Raw genomic sequence first — 18,524 nt, 5'->3', positions numbered from 1 at the left:
CTTCTCAATGTCTGATGACTTTTTTGTAATGGATAGACGATCGATGAATGAAAAAACAACGGCTGAACTCGAAAACTTAAGGGGCCTGATAGATGGTGTTGATCAGCAGTTGCTTCACCTCTTAAGGAAACGACTGGATCTGGTCGCTCAGGTCGGGGCGGTTAAACATGGAGCGGGTCTGCCTATCTACGCGCCTCAACGAGAAGCTACGATGTTGGCCAAGCGCCGGGGAGAAGCTGAGAAGATGGATATTTCTCCTCAACTGATCGAAGATATATTGCGACGCTTGATGCGTGAATCTTACCTCAACGAGAAGGATGTCGGTTTTAAGCAGGTGAATCCGGAGCTTGGTCATGTCGTACTCGTTGGCGGTGAGGGCAAGTTGGGTGGCTTGTTCGCTCAAATGCTGACCCTGTCCGGCTATCGGGTTAAAGTACTGGATAAGGATGATTGGTGCAGGGCCGCCGAGATCTTCGATGGAGCCGGATTAGTCATAGTGACGGTGCCAATCGCTATCACTTGTGATCTGATAAAAGAGAAGCTTACCGAGCTGCCAAAGAGCTGTATTCTTGCCGATTTGACATCGATAAAGGGTGAGCCGGTATCTGCGATGTTAGAGGCGCACGACGGCCCCGTAGTCGGTTTACACCCTATGTTTGGCCCGGATGTCGGCAGTTTAGCTAAGCAGGTTGTTGTGGTGTGCCATGGACGCGGGAGCGAGGAGTATAAATGGCTGCTGGAGCAGATACAGATATGGGGGGCACGAATCGTAGAGGCGGAGCCCGAGCGTCACGATAAGGCGATGCAGTTGGTTCAGGCCATGCGTCACTTTTCCTCTTTTGTCTATGGATTAAACCTTTATAAAGAGGAGGCCGATATCGAGTCCCTGTTGCAGTTCAGCTCGCCTATCTATCGTCTGGAGCTGGCGATGGTGGGTCGTCTTTTTGCCCAAAGCCCGGAGCTTTATGCAGACATCATCTTCGCCCAAAAAGAGAGTCTTAATGCCATCGGAGATTATTTAGACAATTATTCTCAGGCTCTGTCACTATTGCAAGCGGGTGATCGTGAGGCATTTGTTTCTCAGTTTGAAGAGGTGGCGCAATGGTTCGGTGATTTTGCGCCGCAATTCCAGCGTGAAAGCCGTGCCATGCTGCAATCGGTTAATGATATGAAGACCGGCTAGCGACATGCGTGCTTGTTTGCTGTTAATTGGGAGCTGATGCTCCCATTTTTATTCCTATGACATTGAATTTCAATGGTTGTTTTTTTCTCTTCTCGAATGCTCTGTCTCCCCTCTATATCTGCTTCTTCACCAATTACCCTCCCACTTTATTAGTTATATGAGAAGTTGATCTACCTCATATTTTTCACAATTAGTATAAATATCGCTTCGAAGCTGAAGGCAATAGATTTACAATCATCCAAAACATGCAAATAAAAAGCATGATTAAAATAGGAGCCGTCGTAATGTTTTGTATTCAGTGTGAACAAACAATTAGAACCCCAGCTGGAAATGGTTGTAGCTACTCTCAGGGAATGTGCGGAAAGCTTGCCGAAACTTCCGACCTACAAGATCTACTTATCTACGTACTGCAGGGCGTATCAGCCTATGCGGTCAAAGCTCGTGAGTTCGATATCATAGATCATGAAATCGATACCTTTGTTCCTAAAGCCTTCTTTGCTACTTTGACCAACGTTAACTTCGACGATGCCAGACTCGTCGAATATGTAGAGCAAGCTAATGCCTTCCGTGGTCGTCTGAAAGATGCCTATGAGACCGCTTGTGTTGCTAAGGGAGTTACTCCCGAGCAGATGAGTGCTCCTGCGCAGCTGGTACTGGCGACGTCTAAGCCTGAGATGATTACTCAAGCGGCTCAAGCGGCACCTAACCGTGGCGATGTACATGAAGATATTCTGGGTCTTCGTCTGCTGTGTCTATATGGCCTGAAAGGCGCGGCGGCTTATATGGAGCATGCGCGCGTCCTCAGCCAAACCAGTGATGAAATTGCCGGTCAGTTCCATGAGATCATGGCATTCCTTGGCGAAGACTCGGTTGATGTCGACAAGCTGTTTGCAACGTCTATGGAGATTGGCCAGTTAAACTATAAAGTGATGGCTATGCTCGATGAAGGTGAGACCGCGGCCTTCGGTCATCCTGAGCCGACTCAGGTGAATACCGTTGCCGTAAAAGGCAAGGCTATTCTGGTCTCCGGCCACGATATGGTCGACCTTGAACTTATTCTTAAGCAGACAGAAGGTAAAGGGATCAACGTCTTTACTCATGGTGAGATGCTGCCTGCATTGGCTTACCCTGAGCTTAAGAAGTATCCACACCTGGTAGGTAACTATGGTAGTGCCTGGCAGAACCAACAGAAAGAGTTTGCTAACTTCCCTGGTGCGGTAGTGATGACCTCTAACTGTATTATCGATCCGAACGTAGGTAACTACGCAGATCGTATCTTCACCCGCAGCATCGTGGGCTGGCCTGGAGTGACTCATCTGGTGGGTGATGACTTTACTCCGGTTATTGAAAAAGCATTAGCACTCGATGGCTTCACCTATGATGAGATCCCCCATCTAATCACCATAGGTTTTGCACGCAATGCGTTGATGGCTGCCGCTCCGGCTGTAGTTGAAAATGTGAAGAATGGTTCTATCAAGCATTTCTTCCTTGTTGGTGGCTGTGATGGTGATAAAGCTGAGCGTAGCTACTTTACCGATATTGCGACTCAGGCGCCGGATGATTCCGTGATTCTGACTCTGGGCTGTGGTAAATATAAGTTCAACAAGCTTGAGTTTGGTGATATTAACGGCATTCCACGCCTGCTCGATATCGGTCAGTGTAATGACTCCTACTCGGCAATTCAGCTTGCTATCGCGCTATCTGAAGCATTTGAGTGTGAGCTCAATGAGCTGCCATTGAGTCTTGTACTTTCATGGTTTGAGCAGAAGGCGATTGTGGTCCTGCTGACACTCTTATCATTAGGTGTTAAGAATATTCGTACCGGTCCTACTCCTCCGGCGTTCTTAACTCCTAACCTGCTTAAAATATTGGAAGATAAGTTTGGTCTTCGTAACACAACGACCGTAGAAGAAGATCTTAAGACAATTTTAAACGTCGCTTAAACTGGCACTGAAATAACTGACCGCGCTTTCTCAGGTGGTCAGTTTGTTTTTTCTATCGATAAGGTTACCCATGAGCATAGATCTAATCTCTCCGACTCATTGTGATGAGCAACAGTTAAACTCTCCTACATGGCAACATGGGGAGGTCACCTTATTATGTGTTGAGAAGTGGCAGGAAACCCATGATGTGTTCAGTTTTCGCTTTCAGGGCACCGAACCGGTAAAGTTTCAGTTTAAACCGGGGCAATTTCTTACCTTTAAGTCTGAGATTGACGGAAAACAGGTATATCGTAGCTACACCATCTCATCTTCTCCTTCGCGTCCTTATTCAATTGTTGTAACGGTTAAGCAAATAGAGGGAGGCCTTTTCTCAAACCATCTGGTTCAATCCTTGGATGTTGGCGGTACCATAACTGCAAGTGGGCCCGACGGGGTCTTTAATCTTATCGATATTAAAGCAGACAAGTATCTGTTTTTAAGTGCGGGAAGTGGGGTAACCCCTATGTACTCCATGTCACGTTGGCTTACCGATACCCAAGTCGGTGCCGATATCGCTTTTCTTCACTGCGCTAAGAGCCCTGAAGATCTGATTTTTAGAACTGAATTGGACACGATAAATTATAACAATCAGTCGTTTAAGTTGAGTTATATTCTCGAGTCTGGCGTTGAAAATATGCCAGAATCTTTCGAAGGCGCCACAGGACGCATCAGTGCCGACAGCCTTAAAAAGTTAGTTGCCGATTATCACGATAGAACCATTTTTGTCTGTGGGCCAGAGCCCTTTATGGTTGGGGTCAAGTCTCTGCTGGAATCACTGGATTTCGACATGCAAAGGTATCATCAAGAGAGCTTTGGCGGAGCTTCAGTCACCACACCGGAAAACGTCACAGCCTCCGATGGCGGGCAGGGTAGCTTCATGTTGAAAATCCGTGACAGAGAGCGAGCCATGGAAGCCGATCAAACCTTGCTGGAGGGGATCGAAGCGGAAGGTTTGCCGATTATTGCCGCTTGTCGCTCCGGTGTATGCGGAGCCTGTAAGTGTCAGGTGTTGGAGGGAGAGACAGAGTCCAGCAGCCAAATGACACTAACAGCAGATGAGATTGAGCAAGGTTATGTGTTGGCATGTTCAACAAAATTGAAGTCAGATATCTCTCTGGCGTTGTAAATTTTATATCTATAGATTTGCGCTAAGCCCGGTGACAACGTATTGTTAAAGATGAGTGTTATTTGATCTTTGCATACATTGTCACTTCGGAGCTTATCTATGATATCGACAACTTCTCAAAGACTCACCATAGACGACCCAAGTTTGGCGCACCTGTTATATGCGTTAATGACTGCATTTCCTCTGTTTTTCCTTCCGACTTTATTGGGTCTTATCATTAATCTAGGCCAGAAATCATCATCTTCAGGTGCCATGATTAGCTCTCACCTTCGCTGGCAGAGACATTCAACAATCGGTTTCATGGTCTTGGGAGGGGTCGGTTTTTCTCTGTCACAAATATGGCTGAGCGTGATCATCTACCTGATAGCCACACTCTGGTTTTGCCACAGGATATTGAAGGGGTGGCTGAACCTGACCGACGGCGCAGCCATATAGAGGCCTTAGATGCATTCTTTAATAGGCGTATTCATTTAAAAAGAGGACTAAGCAGTCCTCTTTTTTTGCCTTGAACATTACTGGTAGAGGCTTCTGAGTAGTTCACCATAAGCCGTGAGTTCATCGCTGAAGCTATCTGTGGTCGATGAAAAGTTGAGTATCAAGCCGTCGGCACTGAGCTGCTTCGCCGCTTTGGCATGTGAAGGGAGTGTATCGGCGGTGGAGGCATAGCTCGGGTTAATGAGTATAGGCAGGTGACTCATCGCTTTGATATCTACTAAAGCGGCGAGATCGAGTGACGGCATGACCGAATCATTGAAGGTCCTTACGCCTGACTCACATAAGATCAACTGCTGGTTTCCCTGCTCCAATATGCTTTCGGCTGCCTCAAGGAACTCCTGAACATTAGCCATGGTATTTCGTTCTAAAATCACCGGAATATGTAAAGAGCCGATACGTTTAAGCAGAGCCTTGTTGCTCATCTGTTTACCGGTCACCAGTAGGATACTGGCCTGCTCCTTAGCCAACTTCAGCTCAGTTTCATGCTCGACACTGATGATGCACTCGAGATCAAATTGATGCAGCGCTTTCTTGAACTCAATGATATTGGCAGTTGCATCTTGTTGCCGCGACAGGCCCTCCAGTACGACTGCTTGAAAGCCCGCCTCCTTGAGTAATTTTGCTTTCTGGCTATAGAGACTACTGTCTTGTGGCAGGGAGATGAGTGCAATTGCACCAAAGTGTGCGTCGCCTATCTCCAGTTGCCCGCAGGTTATTCGGGTCGCAGCCTGTTTATACTTCTTGCTATATCTCAACTGCTTGTTTGTCTCTGAGTCGGAGTCCGGTATCGTTTCGCCGAGATGTTCGGCACGGCTGGTATCGGGCTCAATCATCAGTTGACTGTTCGATAGCTGAGTCGGATTAACAGTTTCGCAAGGATAGCAACCTAATACTTTGATAAATCTTGTTATTCTTTCCAACTCTTTCAAGGCCGCCTGCATAGAATCACTGGAAAGGTTAGCATCCAGGTCAAGATAGAACATCTCTTCCCATGGGGTGCCGGGAATTGGCCTGGATTCGAGCTTGCTCATATTCAAATTATGGGCTTTAAGTACCAGTAAGGCTTCGACCAGGGCACCTGGCTTTTGACCCGTTGCCATGATGAGTGTTGATTTGGCAGGAAGCTGCTCGGGAACAGCTATCGCCTTTCTGGCTACGACGATGAAACGGCTTTGATTAACCTTTTGATTAGCAAGCTCTTGTGCAATAGCCTCCAGCTGGTAGAGAGCACCGCCTTCTACACTTCCAATTGCTGCCACAGTGGGATCATCACTTTCAATGACTTTCTCCATGGCTTCTGCACTGCTTGAACAATACTCCAGTTTGAACTCCGGGTGTAGGCTCAAGTAGCGGCTACATTGACTTATTGGCTGAGGATGAGCGTATACCGTTTTGATCTCATTGATAGAGCTGCCCGCCTTGGCCAGCAGACAGTGCCCGACTTCGATGGTGGTTTCCCCGACAATAGCCAAACTTGTATGCTGAAGTACATCATAAACCTCATTGATCGAACCCGAAGAGGTGTTTTCTATCGGCAGAAAGCCATAGTCGGCGTGTCCGGATTCGACCGCCTGAACTATCTCATCGAAGCTTTTACAACCCAGGTCCAGCATATCGACCTGACGGCGATCGCAATAACGATTTGCAGCCAGATATGAGTATGAGCCTCTGGCGCCAAGGTAGGCCACGCAGTATTGCTGTTTTTGAGTGTCAGGGTTTGCCCTGCCCTGAAGGTAAGCCTGTTGGTTAAGTACTGAGTCTTCGATAATACTCTGGTAAAGAGAGATCACATAGTGTGCATCTAGCCCCTGTTCACGCCCTTGTTTGACCAGTCTGGCCAGCAGCTCTTTCTCCCTTTGGGTATCCCGAATCGGGCGGATGTCAACCTCTTTACTACGGGCTACGGCCAGGCTCAGTTCACGTCGCCTAGCCAAAAGAGCCAATAGATCTTTATCTAAAGCGGTTATCTGCTCACGCGTATGGTTCAAAGGCTGTGGTTTGCTCATGCTGTCCTCTATGTCTTAACCAAATTCTGCTACAAAAAAGCCTCCCTAGTGGGAGGCTTTGGAATTTTTACTTTCGTTTTTACACCGAAATTCCGCCTCCCGAGTTGGGTGGAATAAAAAAGAAAGTAAAAAAGTGAACGTTATGTAATGTCATCACTATCAAAGTAAAGCTCGAGCTCTTTAGTGTCAATGAATAATTGATAAGTTTTATATTCCGGTGAGCTTGAAGGGGAGAGGAGCCTATAAAAAAGCGCACCTGAGGTGCGCTTTGGGTGAAACAGATAACAAAATAAAATTGTGAGTTCCTCCTTTATGCGCTTGAAACCCCTACCATAGCTTCATCTACTCTTTAAAAGTGAAACCGGAACTGGAGTTCCAATCAAGTGAAACGTTTATCTTCAGGCGTCATCGCTGTTGTCAGCTCATCTCCAAAGCACCGCTTCTATTAGCTGCTTAATGGTTTCTGGTTCGCCTGTGTTCAAGCTTACTTCCTACTTCTTACTTCCTATCTTTATTTGCTATTTAGTTTATATTTGTTCGTCTTATAGCTAACAGCATTGCATCTATCTACAAAGATGGCTAACTATGGGTGAAACTAAACGATTTTCTGTTTCGCTCCTTTTGGCTTCGAAACCTGTATTGCCGTCTTCAAAGCCTCTCTTGAGGGAAGCGGAATATTAGGTTTTTACTCTATCCTGCGTTATATGTTCAGGCGTGGTAGCTGTTGTCAGCTTAATGTCCTTATGCTTCACTTATCGAAAGTGGCATGAATGGAGTTCAGGTCCGCCTGTATAAAAACTAAAAACTGCACGGTTCTCCTGTGGGATAAATGAATCTTTGAAACTTCACCCTATATATAAGCGTAGCATGGTGAAGCGCTTTGTGTGTGATTTCTCGGCGGAACGCTAAGTTCCGCCGCTTATCAGCTTATTAAGCTGCATATTCCTCTTCTAAATCAGCGTCAGTACTATCCTCCAGTACCTCCTCTTGACGCTTATGTGAAGCTGTTCGTTGTGCTTCTGGCTTATGGGTAAGCTTATTCAATTGTTTCTCTAGTTTTTGACCCATAGCATTAATTGCGCTGTATAGATCTTCATGCTTGGCTTGAGCAAAAAGCTTATTGTTCGGGATGCCGACCGATGTTTCAATTTTAAAAAGTTGCTTCTCTTGAGTTATGATTACATGTGGGTTTATTAACTGCACATCATGTCTGGAAAGCTTCTCAAGACGCGCTTCAATGCGTTCGCGGATAAGGGCAGTGACTTCAAGGTGTTTGCTTGTAATCTTTGTCATATGTCGAACCTTTTGTTGTTTCCTTGAATTCAGACTACCAACTTCCCCTATGAAAGTCGTGATCAAAATCACGTTTTACCGGCTGTTTTAACCCGTTCGCTTTTTATTTGATCACTTAAGCAATTTTAGAAAATAATGGCCAGAAAACGCTTGTAAACACACCGAAACAGGCTCATATTCGAGTAGATAACTTTAGTTACTTTTTTTTATTTGCCTCCCAAATCTGCTTCAAATATCATCAGCGACACTCTTCATTTTAAAATTCAATGCTTTTCAAATCGGGACTGTAAATGCAAACAAAGATTAAAGTCTGGGACCTACCGGTCAGGTTTTTTCACTGGGGGATGATTGCCCTGTTAGGTGGATTGTGGTGGACCGCCGATGCCTCAGAGATGGAGTGGCATCAAATTTTGGCTTACTGTCTGATGGTTCTCATTATATGCCGCTTGGTGTGGGGCATTATAGGAAGTGATACGGCCCGGTTTACCCACTTTATCAAGCACCCTAAAACTGTCCTGGAATATGTTCGCAAGACCAGAGAACAAGGCATTTCGGCTAGCATAGGACATAACCCCTTGGGTGGTTATATGGTGTTGGCGCTCATGACTCTGATCACGTTACAGCTTTCTACGGGGCTGTTTTCTACCGATGAAATCTTTACTGAAGGGCCTTTGTATGCAGCGGTTTCCACTGAAACAGGAAGCCTGATGACTTGGCTTCATAAGAAGATCTTTTATGTCATGCTTGGATTTGCAGCAGCTCATGTGTTAGCTGTCATTGCCCATGGTGTGAAAGGGGATAAACTAGTCGGTCCTATGCTCAGCGGCTATAAGCAGGTGCCGGCTAAGCTTGATGTGCAGTTAACCTTTAAGCCGCTTTTGGTGGCGCTGGTATTACTGCTGGCGGTAGGTGGGGTGGTTACAAACTATTTAATCTGGCCGATAGTCGATATGCTTTAGCTACGAGCTACGAGCTACGAGCTACGAGCTACGAGCTACGAGCTACGAGCTACGAGCTACGAGCTACGAGCTACGAGTAATTGAACTCGTAGCTCACTCTAGGGTATCTTCTGTATAGCGTTTAGTCTTTTTTATACACGTCGTGACAGCCTTTACAGTTTTTGGCTGTTTTCATAAAGGCCTGTTTCAGTGCCTTTCTATCATCGGATTTAGAGGCGATGGCGAGAGCCGCTGAATCTTGTTGTAGTTGCTTCATCTTGGCATCAAAATCAGACTTCTCTGTCCATATTTTTGAAAGTGCACCGGTTTCGCCTTTATCTGAGCCCTCGATAAAGCCTTCTGAGGGCAACTTAGCTAGCGCCGCAACGTTTTCTGCTCGAAGGTTGAAAGTTTTAGCATCGAAAGGTTTCTTCCCTTTCAGCATCGCGCCCATGTCGCCGAAATTATGTGCCATTAAACTGAACGCTGATTGACGGTAATGAATCGCATCATCACTATCTTTAAAGGTGTTTGCTTGTACTGTAGTGGCTAAAACAGTGCCTGCAATACAGGCTAAAAGGCTTCTCTTCAGATCTAATTTCATTTTATTGTTCTCACGTTTTTTTGTGGTTATGTGACATTGCTCCGCTATTGTATTCCTTTTTTATAGCGATATACCATGCAAACTTTCAAGCGTTTACATGTAAAGATGCAACAAATTATGACTGCTTATTGGCCGGTTTTTTGTTTAAAAAAACGAGGGAAGTGACGTAAACAGTTTGGATCTGCTTCGATTATTGCTAGAATTCATGTACTGCTATACCAGTACGTTGGAGTGAGAATGAGAGCCGATTGGGGACTTGTGCTAGAGAAAGTGGTGAATCACCATGATCACAATGCACTATTAGAGTTGTTTGAACTACTGTTGACAGAAGATGAACGCAGTGCAATTGCCGGCCGATTGAAGGTGTTTCAGGCGCTGCTGCTGGGGGAGATGAGCCAACGTCAGATTGCCGGTGAATTTCAGATCAGCATTGCAACCATAACCCGCTGCTCAAACTACCTTAAACATATGTCAGTCGAGCAGCGGGAAAAAATTAAGCATCTGATATTGGAGTGATATCAGTAATAGTTGGGGTATCGCTGCGACTCCGTAAGTGCGTGGCGTCTATAGGATGATCGCTTGATTAAGATATAGAGGGAGTAAGCGATTATGCCTGCTCCTATCATGGCGCCGTATATCGTTGGGTATAGTTTAAATACCAGGGTCGCTGCAAATAGGTAGATAAAAGGGGTAAAATTATAAAGCGAGTCGGGAAGTTTACCTGCCTTACGTTTTTTAAGCGGATCCGTACGCCTGTTCTGTGAGCGCATATCATAGATTTTTGCACCCAGTGCAAAGAGGATGATAGCGAAGAAGATTGCAGCTCTCTGTTCCAACATCAGGATACTGGCACTGCCAATAGTGATATAGCTGATGGGAAGGGCTTCATATAGTGATTTGGCGATCATAAACATTCCTTTGTCTGAATCACGGTTATCCATTGCTAAGTAGCATTAGCGTGTTATTTGAACATTAATGCAGTATAGATGAAAAAAAGCCCACTTCACCAGATATGGTGTCGCGGGCTTAGAACAGTTTAAGATGAGTTTGTGCTAAATTATAACCTACTCACCTAAGCAGCATAGGACTAGTGTCTGCAGCCACAACCGCCATTACCATCACAGCCTTCTTTAGCTGGTTCATCATGTTTGTCACTGCAGCAGCCGCCTTCATGGCCGTGTTCATGGCCAGAACCACCACCACCACAGCAGCCACCTTCATGACTGTGGCCATGTTCGGATCCACAACCACCATGGGCATGGATATGACCGTGGGCAATCTCTTCAGCAGTTGCTTCGCGAACATCGAGAACTTCTACATTAAAAGTCAGAGACTGGCCAGCCAATGGATGGTTACCGTCAACAACGACAACATCATCTTTAACTTCTGTTACTTGAACCGGACGTTGTCCCATCTCCGTTTCAGCGATAAAGCGCATGCCAGGCATGATATCCTGGATATCACCGAAAGCACTTAAAGGTACTTCCTGTTTCAGGCCATCGTGATATGGACCATAGCCATTTTCAGCACTAACAGACACCTCTAGCTTATCACCTGCAACCTTGCCTTCCAGCTCAGACTCCAGGCCTGGGATCATATTTTCAGCCCCGTGCAGGTATAGCATTGGCTCACCTTCGAATGAGTCTTCGATTAGCTCGCCTTTTGCGTTTGATAAACGGTAGTGAATGCTTACAGCACTGTGTTGAGTGATTTTCATGTCGCCTCCAATTCAGAATGTGCGCGCATTCTATCTTGCTTTTTATTCGTTGGCGATGATTTGCATCAGCTTATGCGGTCGACTTCACCTTCAGTCATGCTTTTTCTATGGTTTACAGAAGGGGAGTCGGGTTCAATATACTTAGGGGGGGAGCGAACTATGCATTTTTAGTCATAAAAATGGATATAAAATTCAGTGTTTTTCAGGCGTGTAATTCAATAAAAACCTTTATTTTTGTACCCTGGTTTACACATCTGAGTTAAGCCATGTTTTCTTATGTTTTTCTCGAAAAAGAGATGATGTTAAACTGTAAAGTTTAATTTAAACAGTTGGTTGTGTGGAAGGTTGTGTTTTCGTAATAATCAATTTTGAGAGGTTAACTTTAGCAATATTGATGATATTCCCCGGTATTAACTCTTCACATGCAGTCAAAGCATAAAAATGACTCGAACTGAGTTTTTTTTAAAGAGTTGCTAATAAGGGGTTGACAGCAGCACAAGAAAAAAGCAATTCTGTATTCATCGAATTTAAAACTCTTTTGGATTAAGTCATTTTCAAATGCAAAGCCTGAATACTGTTGTAACCACCATTATTACAACCACCACGATTATTTTCGTGGGGGCAGGCTAAGCACACTCTGAAAGAATGTATATAACAAGCCCGCTCCCATAATAAGGAGCGGGCTTTTTTGTTTCTTAGGTAGCGCGGACAAGGAGATAATATGAAGGTAATGAAGTTTGGCGGTACCTCGCTGGCAAATTGGCAACGTTTTAATGTAGCTGCGGATATCGTAGTTGACAGTGCAGCGAGTGAGTCGGTTGCTGTTGTTTTGTCTGCACCTGCAACTGTCACCAATGGTCTGCTTGAGATGGTTGACGCCGCTGTGAGTGGTGGCGACTTTAAACAGGTTTTATCTGAGGTTGAGCAGGTTTTCAGAACCCTGTATCGAGATGCCTCTTCGGCTCTGCAGCCCGACCAAGTCGCTCCATTGATGGAGCAGTTAGCCGAGCAGTTGAGTTTCTGGGAGGACAAGTTACTCGGTATCAGCCTGTTAAATGAATGTCCCGACTTTGTTCGCGCTGAAATTCTGGTTGGTGGAGAGAAGTTATCGGCGGCTCTGATGGTACAGTTAATGGATGCTAAGGGGCTTAGCGCTAAGAGATTTGAGCCACAATCCCTGTTTCTCGCCTCCGGTGACCCGTTAGAGTCACTGGTTGACATCGAGCCTAGTAAGGCCAGGTTTAATAACTTGTCCCTCGATGAATATCGTGTCTGGGTTATGCCTGGCTTTACTGCCGGTGATAAAGAGGGTCGCACCGTTACACTTGGAAGAAATGGTTCGGATTATTCAGCTGCGGTATTGTCGGCATGCTTAGGTGCAAGTTGTTGTGAGATCTGGACCGATGTTGATGGTGTGTATAACACCGACCCCAGAGTGGTTAGTGACGCAAAGTTACTCTCTCAATTAAGCTATCAGGAGGCGATGGAACTCTCCTATTTTGGTGCTAAGGTACTGCACCCAAAGACCATATCTCCCATCGCTCAATACCATATCCCTTGCTATATCAGAAATAGTTTTAATCCTCAGGCCCGCGGAACACTCGTTTCAAACGAAGCCGATGAAAGTGGTTTGAATGTAAAGGCTATCTCGAACTTAGATGATCAAACTATGTTTGATATTTCGGGGCCGGGTATGAAGGGAATGGTGGGAATGGCGAGCCGAACTCTCGGTGCCATCTCTCGAGCAGGGGTCTCCATCTCGTTAATTACGCAAAGCTCTTCAGAGTATAGTATCAGCTTCTGTGTAGGGACTCAGGATGCGGCTAAGGCAAAGGAGTCTCTGGAACTTGAGTTCGAACTGGAGCTACAGAGCGAGATACTTGAACCCATCGAGATGAGACATGAATTAGCTATCGTTTCGCTCATTGGTGATGGTATGCGCACCCATAAAGGTGTTGCGGGTAAATTTTTCCAGGCTTTGGCTCAGGCGACGGTCAACATCGTTGCGATTGCCCAAGGCTCATCTGAACGTTCAATCTCTACGGTTATCGAACAGCGCAAAACAAAACATGCGATATCGGCTTGTCATCAAAGTTTCTTCGATGTTCAACACTATCTGGATGTGTTTCTGGTGGGCTGTGGAAATGTCGGAGCCGGCCTACTCGAGCAGATCAGGCAGCAGGCAGAGGTATTAAAGGAGCAGCACATCACCATTCGTGTGTGTGGCATAGCTAACTCCAGATATATGTTGCTCGATGCTAAGGGAGTTGATCTTAGTGGCTGGCAGAGCCTGTTATCTGATTGTCAGACTCAGTGTGATCTGAACCAGATGCTTAAGTGGGCTAAGGAGCAGCAACTGCTTAACCCGGTACTCGTCGATTGTACCTCCAGTGAGTATGTCTCTGATAAATATCTGGACGTGATGAATGCTGGCCTGCATGTCGTAACGCCAAATAAGAAAGCCAACACCCGTGACATAGAGTATTACCGAGCCCTGCGTGCAACCGCTTTAAAGCAGCGTAGACAGTTCCTCTATGAGACAACGGTAGGTGCCGGCTTACCCGTGATAGATAACTTGAAAAAGTTGCTGTTTGCCGGCGATAAACTGCTTAAGTTCAATGGCATCTTATCCGGTTCACTCTCCTATATCTTTGGTATGCTCGATGAGGGGATGACACTCTCTCAGGCCACCGCTATTGCCAGGGAGAAGTGTTTTACCGAGCCCGATCCCCGTGATGATCTCAGCGGCATGGATGTGGCAAGAAAGGTGCTTATTCTTGCTCGTGAAGTGGGCCTGGAACTGGAGTTAGATGATATTCATATCGAGTCTGTTTTACCCGACTCGTTCGATGCCGAAGGGGATGTCGAGACCTTTATGAGTAACCTGCCTAAGCTTGACCAGCAGATAGCGTTATGGGTTGAGAGGGCGAAGAGTGAAGGTAAGGTCTTGCGCTATGTTGGTCAAATAGATGATGAGGGGTGCCGGGTTAAGATCGCCGAAGTTGATGCAAGTGATCCCCTATATAGTGTTAAGGGCGGTGAAAATGCTCTGGCATTCTATAGTCGTTACTACCAACCGATTCCATTTGTGTTAAGGGGCTACGGCGCCGGTACGGACGTTACAGCAGCAGGTGCCTTTGCCGATCTACTCAGAACCCTGAACTGGACCCGGGAGATGAGCGCATGAGTTTAACAGTATATGCACCAGCTTCTATGGGAGATGTTTGTGGGTATGGGTTTGATCTGCTCCGAAGCGAAGTTATAGGGGAGTCGTTATGAGTTTAACAGTATACGCACCGGCCTCTATGGGTAACGTTGGCGTAGGCTTCGATCTGCTCGGTGCAGCTTTGGCACCAATCGATGGCAGCCTGTTAGGTGATCGAGTCAGTGTCTGCGCGGCCGATAGGGGGATTAACTTGTCACTCACGGGACGTTGGGCCGATAAGCTTCCCGCTGTTCCGAAAGAGAATATCGTTTATCAATGTGCTGAATTCTTTCTTCAGCAGTTAGGTAAGGATGAAGGGCTTTCACTCACATTAGAAAAAAATCTGCCGGTAGGCAGCGGGTTAGGTTCGAGTGCAAGCTCAGTCGTAGCCGCGCTTTATGCGTTAAACGAATTTTTCGATAACCCCTATGATGAACAACAACTCTTGAGATTGATGGGACAGTTCGAGGGGAAGATAAGCGGTTCTGTTCATTATGATAACGTTGCCCCCTGTTATCTGGGGGGAATGCAGTTGATGCTCGATACCCCTGAGAAGGTATGTGACGCTATTCCGACATTTGAAAACTGGTATTGGGTTGTTGCCTACCCGGGGATATCGCTCTCTACCGCTAAAATGCGTGAGCTGTTACCGAGCCAATACGATAAGTCTGTAGCAATCGACTTTGGTCGTTATCTCAGTGCTTTTGTGCATGCTTCATATCGCCAAGATGCCTCTATGGCGGTTTCGGTATTGAAAGATGTATTGGCAGAGCCCTATCGTGCATCGGCGATACCGGGTTATGAAGCGTCAAGAGCGGCGCTGTCTGAGATAGGCATGTTAACGACGGGAATTTCCGGTAGTGGTCCCACCCTGTTCTCCGTTACTGACAGCCTGGAAACCGCACATAAGGCTCAACAGTGGCTAGAGCAGCATTATCTGCAGCAAGGTGGTTTCTCCCATATCTGTCGGATCGATGCTCAAGGTACCCGGAGAGCGGACGGTATCTAGTCACTGTAAGGCATCAGAATTTTCCTGATACCCGTTACACTCAGAATTGATGAATAAATTAGAAAAGGTATTTAAATCATGGAACTGTATAACCTAAAGCACCCGCAGCAGGTGGTGAGTTTTGCCGAGGCCTTGAAGTTAGGTTTAGGTAAGGACAGAGGGCTCTTTTTTCCGAAACAGATCCCGGTTTTAGAAGATGTCGAAGCACTGCTGGCATTGCCTTTCGTTGAGCGTTGTAAAAGGGTACTCGGTGCCTGGCTATCATCTGAGCTTGGGCAGGAGAGGGTAGATGCCTTAGTTGAGAAGGCCTTCAACTTTGAACTCCCACTCGTTAAAGCCGACGACAAACGCTCCTGTCTTGAACTGTTTCATGGCCCTACATTAGCGTTTAAAGACTTCGGTGCGCGCTTTATGGCGCAGTGCCTCAATGAGCTCGCTTCAGATGAAAAGATAAATATTTTAACCGCAACCTCGGGTGATACCGGAGCGGCCGTTGCCGATGCCTTCTTTGGTCTGGATAACATTCAAGTCGTGGTGCTCTATCCCAAGGGAAAGATCAGTTTATTGCAGGAGAAGATGTTTACCACACTGGGTGACAACATTCACACTGTGTCGGTTGAGTCTGACTTCGACGCCTGCCAGGACCTGGTTAAGCGAGCCTTCGAAGACAGCGATGTGCGGGACGGGTTGCACCTCAACTCTGCAAACTCCATCAATATTAGTCGTTTGTTGGCTCAAATCTGTTACTACTTCGAAGCCGTAGCACAATTTAAGCGAGAATATAGACAAGATCCTGTGATTGCAGTCCCCAGTGGTAATTTTGGTAACTTAACGGCGGGACTTTTCGCCAAGGCGATGGGCTTGCCCGTTAAACGTTTCGTTGCCGCGACGAACAGCAATGATACTGTCCCACGCTACCTGGAACAGGGCGATTGGCTTCCCCACGCAACGGTAGCAACTATGTCCAACGCGATGGATGTCGCTGAGCCCAGTAACTGGCCAAGAGTAGAAGCGATAGTGGATGCCATGGGGTGGTCATTATCAGATATATCTGGTGTCGCACTGTCTGAGTCAGATACCTCTCAGGCGCTTTCAGAGTTAAATCGCGGAGGCTACCTCTCTGAGCCTCATGCAGCGATTGCAGCCCAGGCCTTAACCTTGAGCATGTCAGATGATGAGAGGGGGATATTCCTGGGGACCGCACATCCTGCGAAGTTTAAAGAGGTGGTTGAAAGTGAGTTAAATATCGAGCTCCCGCTTCCTTCGGCGCTGGCCGCCGTTGCAGGTAAAGAGATCTTGTCACAATCGTTACAGGCTGACTTTGCAGAACTGAAATCGCATCTGTTCAAGGTGTTATAAGCTTCTTTTCCGGACGATATAAAGAGCTGTGGCTCTTTTTATCGTCCAGCTTCCAGTTACTCAAGCTGAAACTTGTGTTGTCTTATTGTTGTTATTCCGGGCGGGGTTGCAGGCTTGTTAACTCTTCTTATCGGTTGCTTACCCGGGCGATTTTTTTCTTAATCCTGGTATCTGAATGTAACGTCCTGCGGCCGCTTGCTGTGACGTGTGTCGCAAAATCAAATTGTTAATTTTTATATCTTTCATCCCGGTTTTTCAGACGGGTTTTACAAGTGTGGTTAGATTTTTAATACCTTTACTTTGCTGTTGCTTGCTAACTGCTTGCGTATCGAGTGATGAGCCTCAACTCTACCATAGAATAAATGAAGCTTATGATTTCGAGGTAACACATTGTGATAGCTTTGCCATGGTTACCGGCATAGGTCGGGGAGAGCTGGCGCTGAGGGATGCTAAGCTCAATGCAAAGAAACATGGTGAGGAGCTCGGCGGCACGCACATTGTCTGGTCGCAAATCGATCGTGGTGTTCCGACTAAGGTGGTTGCGGTGATCTATAAATGTCTGCAATAGTGTTTTACCACCGCGCCGAGTAAACCGGGGTGACTCGTAGCACACCTCTTAATTGTTATGAGTCAGGCTGCGTAACCAGTTTATTTCATCCTGCCAGATATCTGAGTTAATTGTCTCTAATACCATGGGAATATTTTTTGTCGCTTCAAGATTCATTATGAAGCTGAATGCTTCCTTCCCTATATGGCCCAGCCCGAGAGATTCATGTCTGTCTACCCGACTGTTGAGCGGGGTTTTGCTGTCGTTCAGGTGCATGGCTCTTAGGTATTGATACCCAACTATATGGTCGAACAGCTTAAAGCTTTCGCGGCATGCTTCAGTCGAACTCAAATCATACCCGGCTGCAAACATATGGCAGGTATCTATGCAGATACCGACACGGGATCTGTCTTCTACCCCATCGATAATTTGCGCCAGCTGCTCGAAACTATGGCCCAAATTTGATCCCTGTCCGGCCGTATTTTCAATGACGGCGGTGACATTTGATGAACGCTCCAGCGCCATATTTATCGACTGACTGATTCTGGAAAGACAGTCATCGATGGGGAGCTTCCTCAGATGGCTGCCAGGGTGGAAGTTGAGCAGGGATAGCCCCATCTGCTCACAGCGTTGCATCTCATCGAAAAAGGCTGTTCTGGACTTTTCCAGTTGAAGATTATCGGGGTGGCCCAGGTTTATCAGGTAACTGTCATGGGGCAAAATGGCACTGCTGGCAATATTGGCCTCTTTACAGTTTTCCTTAAATTTTTCGATACTTTCCTGAGCCAGTGGTGCAGCTTGCCAGCGACGTTGATTTTTAGTGAAAAGTGCGAAGGCGTTTGCCCCAATCGCCTTTGCATTGATTGGTGCGTTTTCAATTCCGCCGGCTGCACTGACGTGAGCCCCTATCCACCTCGAAGATCTCATCTTCAACAGCTCCTCTCGTTTGTTTTTAAAATTAGTTACAACCTTTATCGCGAATAAAGGTGCGAAATATCCAAGCTTAACTATGCTAATAACAGCCATTTAATTAATAGGGTTAATGAATAAGCAATGGGCG

16 protein-coding genes and 1 other annotated feature are annotated in these 18,524 nt (G+C 46.4%); of the genes, 10 read left to right on the top strand and 6 right to left on the bottom strand.

Going from position 1 to position 18,524, the window contains the following annotated elements:
* Positions 1 to 43 precede the first annotated feature (43 nt).
* The 4 genes from tyrA to Q1B47_RS12485 all read left to right on the top strand — a co-directional run bounded on the left by tyrA (position 44) and on the right by Q1B47_RS12485 (position 4,726).
* Complete coding sequence (gene tyrA / locus Q1B47_RS12500; protein ID WP_299794030.1) at positions 44 to 1,183, top strand: bifunctional chorismate mutase/prephenate dehydrogenase; 1,140 nt, start codon at positions 44 to 46, stop codon at positions 1,181 to 1,183.
* 284 nt (positions 1,184 to 1,467) lie between these two features.
* Positions 1,468 to 3,126, top strand: a complete 1,659-nt coding sequence (gene hcp / locus Q1B47_RS12495) for a hydroxylamine reductase (RefSeq protein WP_299794027.1) — start codon at positions 1,468 to 1,470, stop codon at positions 3,124 to 3,126.
* Positions 3,127 to 3,196: 70 nt separating this feature from the next.
* Positions 3,197 to 4,291, top strand: coding sequence for a hybrid-cluster NAD(P)-dependent oxidoreductase (locus Q1B47_RS12490; protein WP_299794024.1), 1,095 nt, complete (start codon positions 3,197 to 3,199; stop codon positions 4,289 to 4,291).
* 99 nt (positions 4,292 to 4,390) lie between these two features.
* Entirely contained in the window at positions 4,391 to 4,726 is a 336-nt protein-coding gene (locus Q1B47_RS12485) for a hypothetical protein (RefSeq protein ID WP_299794021.1), read from the top strand.
* Positions 4,727 to 4,803: 77 nt separating this feature from the next.
* On the opposite strand, the gene Q1B47_RS12480 is transcribed toward Q1B47_RS12485, so the two are convergent.
* Positions 4,804 to 6,792, bottom strand: coding sequence for a chorismate mutase (locus tag Q1B47_RS12480; RefSeq protein WP_299794018.1), 1,989 nt, complete (start codon positions 6,790 to 6,792; stop codon positions 4,804 to 4,806).
* A 30-nt stretch (positions 6,793 to 6,822) separates the two neighbouring features.
* Positions 6,823 to 6,944: a sequence feature (Phe leader region), on the bottom strand.
* Between the two features lie 778 nt (positions 6,945 to 7,722).
* The gene (gene raiA, locus Q1B47_RS12475) at positions 7,723 to 8,085 is read right to left on the bottom strand and encodes a ribosome-associated translation inhibitor RaiA (protein WP_299794015.1); all 363 of its coding nucleotides are present in this window, start codon (positions 8,083 to 8,085) and stop codon (positions 7,723 to 7,725) included.
* 290 nt (positions 8,086 to 8,375) lie between these two features.
* Here raiA and Q1B47_RS12470 point away from each other — a divergent pair, with 290 nt between their 5' ends.
* Entirely contained in the window at positions 8,376 to 9,044 is a 669-nt protein-coding gene (locus Q1B47_RS12470) for a cytochrome b/b6 domain-containing protein (protein WP_299794012.1), read from the top strand.
* 121 nt (positions 9,045 to 9,165) lie between these two features.
* Here Q1B47_RS12470 and Q1B47_RS12465 read toward each other — a convergent pair whose 3' ends face one another.
* Positions 9,166 to 9,615 carry a cytochrome c gene (locus Q1B47_RS12465; RefSeq protein ID WP_299794165.1) on the bottom strand — a complete coding sequence of 150 codons (450 nt, stop codon included), beginning with the start codon at positions 9,613 to 9,615 and terminating at the stop codon, positions 9,166 to 9,168.
* A gap of 249 nt (positions 9,616 to 9,864) precedes the next feature.
* On the opposite strand from Q1B47_RS12465, the gene trpR reads away from it, so the two are divergent.
* Positions 9,865 to 10,143 carry a trp operon repressor gene (gene trpR / locus Q1B47_RS12460; protein WP_299794009.1) on the top strand — a complete coding sequence of 93 codons (279 nt, stop codon included), beginning with the start codon at positions 9,865 to 9,867 and terminating at the stop codon, positions 10,141 to 10,143.
* Positions 10,144 to 10,145: 2 nt separating this feature from the next.
* On the opposite strand, the gene Q1B47_RS12455 is transcribed toward trpR, so the two are convergent.
* Together Q1B47_RS12455 and slyD are read right to left on the bottom strand one after the other, a co-directional pair.
* Complete coding sequence (locus tag Q1B47_RS12455) at positions 10,146 to 10,535, bottom strand: hypothetical protein (RefSeq protein ID WP_299794006.1); 390 nt, start codon at positions 10,533 to 10,535, stop codon at positions 10,146 to 10,148.
* Between the two features lie 179 nt (positions 10,536 to 10,714).
* A complete protein-coding gene (gene slyD, locus Q1B47_RS12450) occupies positions 10,715 to 11,344 on the bottom strand; it encodes a peptidylprolyl isomerase (protein ID WP_299794003.1) in 630 nt (209 codons plus the stop codon).
* 721 nt (positions 11,345 to 12,065) lie between these two features.
* Between slyD and thrA the strand changes: the two genes are divergently transcribed.
* From thrA to Q1B47_RS12430, 4 genes are all read left to right on the top strand, one after another.
* Positions 12,066 to 14,531 carry a bifunctional aspartate kinase/homoserine dehydrogenase I gene (gene thrA, locus Q1B47_RS12445; RefSeq protein ID WP_299794000.1) on the top strand — a complete coding sequence of 822 codons (2,466 nt, stop codon included), beginning with the start codon at positions 12,066 to 12,068 and terminating at the stop codon, positions 14,529 to 14,531.
* A gap of 88 nt (positions 14,532 to 14,619) precedes the next feature.
* Complete coding sequence (gene thrB, locus Q1B47_RS12440) at positions 14,620 to 15,558, top strand: homoserine kinase (protein ID WP_299793997.1); 939 nt, start codon at positions 14,620 to 14,622, stop codon at positions 15,556 to 15,558.
* A 78-nt stretch (positions 15,559 to 15,636) separates the two neighbouring features.
* Positions 15,637 to 16,917 carry a threonine synthase gene (gene thrC / locus Q1B47_RS12435; RefSeq protein ID WP_299793994.1) on the top strand — a complete coding sequence of 427 codons (1,281 nt, stop codon included), beginning with the start codon at positions 15,637 to 15,639 and terminating at the stop codon, positions 16,915 to 16,917.
* 274 nt (positions 16,918 to 17,191) lie between these two features.
* Entirely contained in the window at positions 17,192 to 17,485 is a 294-nt protein-coding gene (locus Q1B47_RS12430; protein WP_299793990.1) for a hypothetical protein, read from the top strand.
* Between the two features lie 48 nt (positions 17,486 to 17,533).
* Here Q1B47_RS12430 and nfo read toward each other — a convergent pair whose 3' ends face one another.
* Complete coding sequence (nfo, locus tag Q1B47_RS12425) at positions 17,534 to 18,391, bottom strand: deoxyribonuclease IV (RefSeq protein ID WP_299793987.1); 858 nt, start codon at positions 18,389 to 18,391, stop codon at positions 17,534 to 17,536.
* Positions 18,392 to 18,524 lie beyond the last annotated feature (133 nt).

The organism is uncultured Shewanella sp. (assembly GCF_947501225.1).
Taxonomy (GTDB): Bacteria; Pseudomonadota; Gammaproteobacteria; order Enterobacterales; family Shewanellaceae; genus Shewanella.
Note: the sequence above shows the minus strand (reverse complement) of the source record. Positions and strands in the feature narration are given on the sequence as shown.

Coding starts and splice junctions, on each gene's coding strand:
- tyrA (WP_299794030.1), top strand. CDS start 44: ATGAATGAAAAAACAACGGCTGAACTCGAAAACTTAAGGGGCCTGATA.
- hcp (WP_299794027.1), top strand. CDS start 1,468: ATGTTTTGTATTCAGTGTGAACAAACAATTAGAACCCCAGCTGGAAAT.
- Q1B47_RS12490 (WP_299794024.1), top strand. CDS start 3,197: ATGAGCATAGATCTAATCTCTCCGACTCATTGTGATGAGCAACAGTTA.
- Q1B47_RS12485 (WP_299794021.1), top strand. CDS start 4,391: ATGATATCGACAACTTCTCAAAGACTCACCATAGACGACCCAAGTTTG.
- Q1B47_RS12480 (WP_299794018.1), bottom strand. CDS start 6,792: ATGAGCAAACCACAGCCTTTGAACCATACGCGTGAGCAGATAACCGCT.
- raiA (WP_299794015.1), bottom strand. CDS start 8,085: ATGACAAAGATTACAAGCAAACACCTTGAAGTCACTGCCCTTATCCGC.
- Q1B47_RS12470 (WP_299794012.1), top strand. CDS start 8,376: ATGCAAACAAAGATTAAAGTCTGGGACCTACCGGTCAGGTTTTTTCAC.
- trpR (WP_299794009.1), top strand. CDS start 9,865: ATGAGAGCCGATTGGGGACTTGTGCTAGAGAAAGTGGTGAATCACCAT.
- Q1B47_RS12455 (WP_299794006.1), bottom strand. CDS start 10,535: ATGATCGCCAAATCACTATATGAAGCCCTTCCCATCAGCTATATCACT.
- slyD (WP_299794003.1), bottom strand. CDS start 11,344: ATGAAAATCACTCAACACAGTGCTGTAAGCATTCACTACCGTTTATCA.
- thrA (WP_299794000.1), top strand. CDS start 12,066: ATGAAGGTAATGAAGTTTGGCGGTACCTCGCTGGCAAATTGGCAACGT.
- thrB (WP_299793997.1), top strand. CDS start 14,620: ATGAGTTTAACAGTATACGCACCGGCCTCTATGGGTAACGTTGGCGTA.
- thrC (WP_299793994.1), top strand. CDS start 15,637: ATGGAACTGTATAACCTAAAGCACCCGCAGCAGGTGGTGAGTTTTGCC.
- nfo (WP_299793987.1), bottom strand. CDS start 18,391: ATGAGATCTTCGAGGTGGATAGGGGCTCACGTCAGTGCAGCCGGCGGA.